Raw genomic sequence first — 9,455 nt, 5'->3', positions numbered from 1 at the left:
TAAAAGGACTTAGTCCCGTAGAATACAGAACTAAGTCTCAATTAGTAGCTTAATTAATATGTCCAATATTTTGGGTGCATGTCATTTAAGTAGTTCTTTTTTTATAAAATCTTAATATTTGTTTAACATTCATAATATATAATATAAATTTTAAGCATATTTAGTTATTAATATAATTTATAAAAAATGGTTGCATTTTTTTGAAGATGGTGATATTATATAAAACCATCAAACGGGTTTTATATATACTCGTGAAATTTTAATTTCATAAACATGAAATATAAGGAGAGAGATTTTGACACATTTAGAAGCTTTAGCAAAAGCAGAACAATATCAAAGTAAAATGGCAAAAATTGCCAAAAAAAGTTATTGGAAGCCACAATATCATATTAGTGCTCCTGCAAATTGGATTAATGACCCTAATGGATTTTGTTATTTTAAGGATGAATATCATGTATTTTATCAATATCATCCATATTCTAGCCAATGGGGCCCTATGCATTGGGGACATGTAGCAAGTAAGGATTTAGTTAATTGGAAAACAAAACCGATAGCACTTGCACCAACTGATGAATATGATAGAGATGGTTGCTTTTCTGGTAGTGCAATAGAAAAAGATAATACTTTATATCTTTTTTATACAGGACATGTAGTTTTGGATAAAGAAAATGATAAAGATGATGCACAATTGCAAACTCAATGTGTAGCAATCAGTGAAGATGGTATAAATTTTAAAAAATTGGAGAACAATCCAATTATCAATATAGATAGTTTTCCTGAAGATTTAAATATTCTTAAGGAGCATTTTAGAGACCCTAAAGTTTGGAAATATAATGATATGTATTATAAAGTAGTAGGGGCTCAAACAACAGAAAAAACAGGACAAGCATTAATTTATAAATCTAAGGATTTATTGAATTGGGAATTTGTTAATGTAATGGCTATGTCTACAGAAGAAGAAAATTTAGGTTTTATGTGGGAATGCCCTAATTTTGCAGAGATAGATAATCATGAAATATTGATTTTATCTCCTCAAGGTGTAGAGCCAGAAGGTAATAAATTTTTAAATTTACATCAATCAGGTTATTTCTTAGGAAAAATGGACTATAATACAGGAATTTTTGAACGTGAAAATGACTTTGAGATGTTAGATTATGGTTTTGATTTTTATGCTCCGCAAATAATGCAGGATGAAAAAAATAATCGTTGTTTAATGATTGGTTGGCTTGCTATGTGGGAAAGCGAGATGCCAGAACAAGAAGAAGGTTGGGCTGGTATGATGAGTATTCCTCGTGTTTTAGAAGTGAAAAACAACAAAGTATATAGTTTACCAATACCAGAGTTGAAAAAATTAAGAAAAAATAATGTGAATTATGATGTAAACTTAGTTCAAAATTGTATTTTAGAAGGAATAAATGGCGATTGTTATGAATTAAATACTGTTTTTGATTTGACAAAAGCAAATGGTTTTAACTTAAAATTGCGTGTTTCTGAAAATGAAGAAACGGTTATTAGCTATGATAAAAATAGTAAAATATTTAAATTAAATCGCGATAAATCTGGTAAAGGTGTAACTGGTGAACGTGAAGTAAAAGTTAATTTACAAGATGAAAAGATTTCTTTGCAGATATTCAGTGATTATTCTTCTTTAGAAATTTTTATCAATGGTGGAGAATATGTAATCAGTTCTCGTGTTTATCCTACGCAAGAAGCAACAGGAATTGTCTTTGAGCCTATGGGTGAAATAAAAGCTAAAATTGATTTTTACGAAATTTAATAATAAAAAATAATTATTTTGATAGAAGGATAGATAAAAATTATCTATCCTTTATTTTTATGTAAAATTTTAAAAGTAATATTTTGCTTATTGTTATGAAGTTATTTATAATTAAAGAAAAGTCACAAAATTTATTTTGAGAAAGGGTGATAATTTATGGACTATTTGAAAAAAGTATTATTAGATGTATTCGATTTGAATGCAGATAGGGCATCAATGGAAGAAATTTCCGAGAGAATTGAAAGTGGAGCTTTATTAAAAGGTACGAATATGGCTATTTTAATTTTAGCTATGTTTATTGCTTCTATTGGCTTGAATATGAATAGTACAGCTGTAATTATTGGGGCAATGTTAATATCTCCACTTATGGGTGTTATTATGGCTATAGGTTATGGTATAGCTACATATGATACGGCTTATGTACGTGAGTCATTTTTAAAATTATTATTTCAAATAGGATTTTGCATTTTAACATCAACTATTTATTTTTATATATCACCAATTTCTACGGCTTCTTCAGAGTTATTGGCACGTACAGAACCTACGATATGGGACGTTTTGATAGCATTATTTGGTGGACTTGCAGGGATAATAGGTATAACTCGTAAAGAAAAAAGTAATGTAATTCCAGGTGTAGCCATTGCCACAGCTTTGATGCCACCACTTTGTACTGCGGGATATGGTATCGCTACACATTCTTTGAAATTCTTTAGTGGTGCTTTATATTTATTTTGTATAAATGGTGTGTTTATTTGTTTGTCAACTTTTATAGTTTTAAAATTTATTAAAGTTCCTGCAAAACAATATGTATCTATTCAAGTGTTGCGCAGACAGAAATTTTATTTAGCAATTATCGGTATTATAACAATCATTCCTAGTGTATATACAGCTTATCAAAGTGTAAGAGATAATGTAGAAAAAGCACAAGCTACTAGCTATATAAATGAATATTTTAATTATGATGATAGACAAGTAGTTGCTTATCATATAAGAGAAGATAGTAAGACTTTTGAAGTAGTTTTAATCGGCAAAACTTTAGAAGAGACACAGATTGATAAACTGAAAAAAGATTTATTAAATTATAGTCAGCTTAAAGATTTAAATTTGAAAATTATTCAAAATGTTTATGATGAAGGTTATTCAAAGCAAGATATTGAAAAATTGATAAATAGTAGTATTCAACAGCGTGATGGCGTTTTGAATGTGGCTAATAAAGATAGTGATTTGATGAAATATCAAAATTTAAGTGTACAATATTATCCAGCATATCAAAGAATAACGGATAATCAAGCAATCTTAAAAGCTTTTAATACAAAAGGAAAGATTTTATTTCCACAGATTGATAAGATTGAAGGCGGAACAATTAATAATATCAATGAAAAAGGTGAAGTAAACGCTTTAAAATTTATGGTCATTGTATATGTAAAAGAACAATTATCTAGCCAAGATGTAATAAAATTGAAATCATGGATGGAAAGCGAAGCTAATATGCCTGTGATTTTAAATGTTCAAATTAGTTCTGATAATGAAGATAATATCATTTCAGGGAATGGTATATCTTGGTGATAAATAAAAAATAAATTATGTAAGTTTATGATATAATTGAATAAATTCTTAATAAGAAAAGAGTGTGGTTTTATGAGTATAAAATTATTTGCTACAGACTTAGATGGTACATTATTAAATAAAAATGGTGAAATATCTCCAGCTAATAAACAAGCTATAAAGGAAATGGCAAAAGAAGGTATTATACCAACAATTGCAACAGGTAGAATGTATGAGGCATCTCGTAGATTTGCTGAACAATTAGAATTAGATGTGCCCATTATTACTTATAATGGTGCTTTAATAAAATCTGTATCTGGAAAAGTGTATTTTGAAGGTTTTTTACCTCCAAAAATTGTCAGTGAAATTTATGATTATTGCAAAGAAATGAAGTATTATTTTCAAACTTATCAAGATGATAAATTATATTACGAAGCTTATACAGATAAGACAAAAGGATATGAAGAAGGTATTAATATAAAAGGTTGTGCCATCGGTGAAAAAGTATATGAATTAGTAGATAGAATTCCTAAAATTTTAGTCATCACTACTAGTAATGAAGAAAGTGATGAAGTGGCAAAGCTTTTTAATGAAAAATTTTCTGGTCAAGCTCATGCTGCCAAATCTCAATTTAATTATGTAGAAATAATGGCACCTAATATAAGTAAAGCAAGTGGTCTTCATCATTTGGCAGAAAAACTAGGTTTGGGCATAGATGAAGTGATGGCTATAGGTGATGCAAATAATGATGTTCCTATGTTGAAAGTGGCTGGATTTAGCGCTGTTATGGGAAGTGCTAAAGATGATGTCAAGGCTTGTGGTGATGTAGTTGTGGGTGATTGTGAACATGATGGCGTTGCCGAAGCAATTTATAAATATGTATTGAAAAAAGATATTTGAGCGATTATTATATAAGAATGGATAATGTTCCTAGTTTATAGATTAGAGGTGTTAGATATGAAAGATTTTCGTTTGATAATTGTTACTGGTATGTCTGGAGCTGGGAAAACATTAGCATGTCGTAATCTTGAAGATTTGGGTTATTTTTGTGTTGATAATTTACCTCCTGTATTGATACCAAAATTTGTAGATTTATGTAGTAATTCTACAGAAAATATGCAGAAATTTGTCTTGGTAGTAGATACACGTAGTAAAGATTTTTTTGATACATTTAATCAAGTTTTAGATGAGATTGATGCACAAAAAGTAAATTATCATTTATTATTTATGGATGCTTCTGATGAAGTAATTATTCGTCGTTATAAAGAAACTCGTAGACGTCATCCAATGGACCCTAATGTTTTAGTTAGTGATGCTATTGAACTTGAACGTAAAGCTTTAGATAAAATCAAAAAACGTGCTAATTTCATTATTGATACTAGCTGTTTAAAACGTGCTGAATTGAAAGAACGCCTTACAAAGATGTTTAAAACTGATGATACAGGAAAAATGAATATCAGTATTTTATCTTTTGGGTTTAAATTCGGTTTGCCTTTAGATGCTGATTTAGTTTTTGATGTGAGATTTTTGCCTAATCCATTTTATGATGAAAAACTTCGCTATAAGAGCGGAACTGTGCCAGAAGTGGCAGCTTATATAGAAAAACATGAAGTTACTAAAGAATTTAAGAAGAAATTAGATGATTTAGTAGAGTTTTTAATACCACAATATATCAATGAAGAAAAAAGTCAGTTGGTAATTGCTGTGGGCTGTACAGGTGGTATGCATCGCTCTGTATATATAGCTAATCATTTATATAATTTATTAAATGAAAAAGGTTATGTGGCAAATTTAGAACATCGTGATTTGATGAAAAATGAAGTAAGAGAACATAGAGCAAATTGAACATAGTAAAATAAGAAAGTAGGGGATTAAATGCATTTATTAAAATGGCTTTATCCTGGAATGCGATTTAAGCGTTGGTTATGTTTATTTGCTGTTGGTGCACTGCTTACAGGTTTAGGCTTAGCCATAGTATTCAATTATAAATATATAGATAGCATTGAAGAATTTTTATTTTATGCTGTGTATACATGGACAGGTTCATATGATTATATGATAACTGCAATCGTAGGCATAGCTATAATCGTCTTTGGCTTGATAATAATGTTATCAGCTACAAGAATGGTCATTCGTTCATTGATAACAGTGCTTGTTCCTGATAAGTCTGGAAGATTAGTAGATATGATTTATGAACATCGCAAATTGGATAAAGGTCCAAATGTTACGGTTGTTGGTGGCGGTACAGGTCTTTCTGTGCTTCTTCGTGGTATGAAAGAGGAAACTAGAAATGCTACTGCTATTGTTACTGTAGCAGATGATGGCGGTTCTTCTGGTAGACTTCGTGAGGAGTTTAATATTGTGCCTCCAGGCGATTTGCGAAATTGTTTAGTAGCTTTAGCAGATACAGAACCAATGATGGAAAAGTTATTTCAATATCGTTTTAGTGGAAATAGTGATTTAGCTGGTCATAGTTTTGGTAATTTATTTATCACTGCAATGACAGAAGTTACTGGCGATATTGAACAAGCTTTAAAAGAGTCAAGCCGTGTATTAGCTGTAAAAGGGAGAGTTTTCCCAGCGACAACAGCTAAAATTCGTTTAAGTGCGACTATGGAAGATGGAACTGTTGTAGAAGGTGAGTCTCAAATTCCGTTAGTGCATAAAAGAATAAAACGTGTGCATATTTTTCCACACCATGTAGAGCCAGTGCCTTCTTCCATAAAAGCTATCAGAGAAGCTGAAGTTATTGTATTTGGTCCAGGAAGTTTATATACAAGTATAATCCCTAATTTATTAGTGGATAATATTGCTGATGAAATCAAAAAAAGTAAAGCTATAAAGATTTATATTTGTAATGTAATGACCCAACCAGGAGAAACAGATGATTATACAGCTTCTATGCATGTAAAAGCTTTAATTGAACATGGCGGTGCAGGTATAGTTGATTATGTTTTAGTTAATAATAAAGAGATTTCCGCAGAAATGCAGGAATATTATGCGCAAAAAGGTCAATATCCTGTGCTTGTTGACGAAAAAGCTGTAGAAGATTTAGGTGTTGGTTTATTTAAAGCAGATATAATTGATGATTCAGAAATGATACATCATGATTCAATGAAATTAGCACAAAATGTAATGAAAATATATCATACATTAAAAGAAAATTGAGTTTAAAATAGAATAATATATTTTGAAAGTTGGTTTTAGATGCCATCATTTGCAAGTCAAGTTAAGAATGAATTGGTACATGTGTTAGGCTCTCAAGTATGTTGCAAAACAGCGGAATTAGCTGCACTGCTACGTATGGGAGCCACTATTTCTTTTAATAGCAAACATGATTTTGGTATAAATTTTGTTACTGAAAATGCGGCAGTGGCCAGAAAAATTTTGACTTTGTTAAAAGCAAGTGTACCACAAGGTATTCATACAGAAGTTACAGTTAGACGTTCTCGTCGTCTACGAAAACACAATAATTATGCTGTTAGAGCTACACCATCGCCAGAAGCTAGTAGCATTTTGAAGAAATTAGGGTTTTTGACTGCAAAAAATTTATTAGATGCAGGTACTGACCGCAATATTTTACAAAATGATTGTTGTAAGATAGCTTATCTAAGAGGAGCTTTTTTAGGTGGTGGTTCTGTCAATAAACCAGAAGGTGAATATCATTTAGAATTTGTAACAGATAATTATACTTTTGCAAAGTTGATACGTGATTTGTGTCATGAATTATATTTACCTGTAGGACTTACAGATAGAAAAAATGTATATATTGTATATTTAAAAGAAAGTGAAGCTATTTTAGAATTATTAGCTTTAATTGGTGTAGAGGAAAGTTTATTGCAAGCTTTTGAATCTGCACGTAATTTAAAAGAAATTAGAAATCAGGTTAATCGTTTAGTTAATTGTGAAACTGCTAATTTACAAAGAACGATTAATGCTGCTATGAAGCAAATTGAGAATATAAATTTATTGATAAAATATGACGAATATGATGAGTTACCGAAAGTATTAAAACAAACGGCTAATTTACGTTTAAATAATCCAGAGGCTTCGCTTACCGAGTTGGCGGAATTGTTAAATTGTAGTCGTTCTGCGATTAATCATCGCATGCGTAAGATTGATGCTTTAGCAATGCAAATCAGGAAGGACAATAGTATAAAAGAATGAATTTAAAAAAAATAGCGTTGAGTATAATACTTTTATTTGTAATATTTATGGGTGGAGTGATTGCTTCAGTATATATTTATCCACCAAAGGGAGTTATGATTTTTGAATATCATCGTGTCAATGATGACACTGTAGATACAGATGATTATTCTTTATCTAGGGAACAATTTCAAGAACAATTGGATTATTTTAAGGAAAATAATTACCATACAATTTCAATGATGGATTTTATTCGTGCTGAAAAATATGGTGAAGAATTGCCAGAAAATCCTATTATTATAACTTTTGATGATGGCTATGAGGATAATTATACTAATATGATGCCTATGGTTAATGCAATGGGCATGAAAGCCACTATGTTTATGGCAACTAATTATATTGGTAAAGAAAATTATGTTAGTTGGCAACAGTTGAAAGAAATGCAGGATAATAATATTGAAATTGGCAGTCATACGGCAAATCATTTACCATTGACTGAAGTAGAAAATTTGGATAATGAAATTAAATTATCTAAATTATTGATGGAATGGAATGGATTAAAAACAATATATTTCTTCTCTTATCCTAATGGAGTTTATACAAAGGAAAGTATTCAGTGTTTAAAAGATAATAATTATTTAGCAGCAGTAACAGGTGATGCTGGATATAATACTTTTAAGACCGATAAATATTTATTACAACGAACAAATGTGTCAAATTATCGTTTTGGCTATATAGGTTTTCAATGGCGTATATTAAAGACAAAAATTTTATATAGATTAGGAATTAATCAGCATTAATAAAGGATAGGGGTATTTTTTGTTTATGAAAAAAAATAAGATTTTTTCATTTGTATTATCATTGGCAATGATATGTAATTTTACATTAGTTCAAGCTCAAGATAATAATGAAAAAGATTTAAAAAACACAATAGTTTTAGCAAATAAAGATAAAGATGTAGAAAAATATGAAGCCGATAAATTATTATTTATGGAAACAAAAGATGATGATACTACCCTTTTATTTTCTGATTCTCCTGAAACTGTGGAGCAAGATGGAATTTTATATCAAGATACAGTGAAAGGTGATACACGATTATTGTATTATCACTTAAATGGAATGAAGGAAGATAAAAAAATAGCTGTAGTTATTCAGAATATGTCTGATAAATCTAATGTGGTTAAAGTAACAAAAGAAGCTGTGGCAGGCCCTAGTGAAGATTATCTTTATGTAGGAAAAGTAACTATGCAAAGATATTTTAATAGTCATGAAACTAGAGAAATAGAACTTGCTCCATATAGTAAAACTTTTTTGCGTGTAGAAGATGATGAACGTATTGTGCCAAGTGGTGGTTTAGTATATGGTATTTTTGATTTTTATGCGCAAAAGCCATTAAAGGTGAGCGTAGTAATTGCACCTACTGATAAAAATTTATTAAGATATGTAAATTATGCGCCTATTTTGGAAAAAGACCAGCATCGTTTAAGAGGAACGTATGAGGGAAAAGAACGCTATTTAACAAATAGAAGAGCTTATAATCCAGAAGAAATGGGAAGAGCGTATTTTTATATAGGTGATAATAAAACAGACCTTTATAAATATGGTAAAGATAATACCGATAATTCAGTTACACAAAATTTTGGTAATTATGGCATAGTATATAATTTTGAGCCTAAGCTTGAAGGCAAAGGGAAGACAAGTTTTTATCTTAAGCCTTTAGGTGGAGTTTATGCTGGTGCTATGGCAGTAAAAGTTGGTGAAAATGGTGAATATAAAATGATTTCTACACCAGATGATTTGCCATTCTTTGGTCATGAAAAAGATATTAATTACTATGCTTATTTAGGAACATATAATAATAGTGATAAATTAAGCTTTTTATATACACCACCAGGAGCATCAAATTTACCAGTACAAATTATTTTAATACCAGAAAAATAATAGAAAATGAAAAAAACTACTTGAAGATGATGATTTTCAGGTAGTT

General features: G+C 29.9%; 8 protein-coding genes. All 8 read left to right on the top strand.

Annotated features, from left to right (window positions below; translation table 11 throughout):
- The first annotated feature begins 295 nt into the window (after positions 1-295).
- The 8 genes from AC5LAX_RS07750 to AC5LAX_RS07715 all read left to right on the top strand — a co-directional run bounded on the left by AC5LAX_RS07750 (position 296) and on the right by AC5LAX_RS07715 (position 9,409).
- On the top strand, positions 296-1,777 hold the full coding sequence (locus AC5LAX_RS07750) for a glycoside hydrolase family 32 protein (RefSeq protein WP_288909394.1): 1,482 nt from the start codon (positions 296-298) through the stop codon (positions 1,775-1,777).
- Between the two features lie 156 nt (positions 1,778-1,933).
- Complete coding sequence (locus AC5LAX_RS07745; RefSeq protein ID WP_288909395.1) at positions 1,934-3,343, top strand: TIGR00341 family protein; 1,410 nt, start codon at positions 1,934-1,936, stop codon at positions 3,341-3,343.
- Between the two features lie 72 nt (positions 3,344-3,415).
- Positions 3,416-4,222, top strand: a complete 807-nt coding sequence (locus AC5LAX_RS07740; protein ID WP_288909396.1) for a Cof-type HAD-IIB family hydrolase — start codon at positions 3,416-3,418, stop codon at positions 4,220-4,222.
- Between the two features lie 57 nt (positions 4,223-4,279).
- The gene (gene rapZ / locus AC5LAX_RS07735) at positions 4,280-5,167 is read left to right on the top strand and encodes an RNase adapter RapZ (protein ID WP_008537958.1); all 888 of its coding nucleotides are present in this window, start codon (positions 4,280-4,282) and stop codon (positions 5,165-5,167) included.
- 30 nt (positions 5,168-5,197) lie between these two features.
- A complete protein-coding gene (locus AC5LAX_RS07730; protein WP_288909397.1) occupies positions 5,198-6,490 on the top strand; it encodes a gluconeogenesis factor YvcK family protein in 1,293 nt (430 codons plus the stop codon).
- Between the two features lie 39 nt (positions 6,491-6,529).
- Positions 6,530-7,489: a DNA-binding protein WhiA gene (gene whiA, locus AC5LAX_RS07725; protein ID WP_022228139.1), complete on the top strand. Its 960-nt coding sequence runs from the start codon at positions 6,530-6,532 to the stop codon at positions 7,487-7,489.
- The gene (locus tag AC5LAX_RS07720) at positions 7,486-8,268 is read left to right on the top strand and encodes a polysaccharide deacetylase family protein (RefSeq protein WP_493263817.1); all 783 of its coding nucleotides are present in this window, start codon (positions 7,486-7,488) and stop codon (positions 8,266-8,268) included. The genes whiA and AC5LAX_RS07720 overlap by 4 nt, the downstream gene beginning before the upstream one ends.
- Before the next feature lie 25 nt (positions 8,269-8,293).
- A complete protein-coding gene (locus AC5LAX_RS07715; RefSeq protein ID WP_288909398.1) occupies positions 8,294-9,409 on the top strand; it encodes a hypothetical protein in 1,116 nt (371 codons plus the stop codon).
- Positions 9,410-9,455: the final 46 nt, after the last annotated feature.

Source organism: Megamonas sp. (assembly GCF_986095205.1).
The sequence above is the reverse complement of the archived record's forward strand: the minus strand, read 5'-3'. Positions and strand labels throughout refer to the sequence as shown.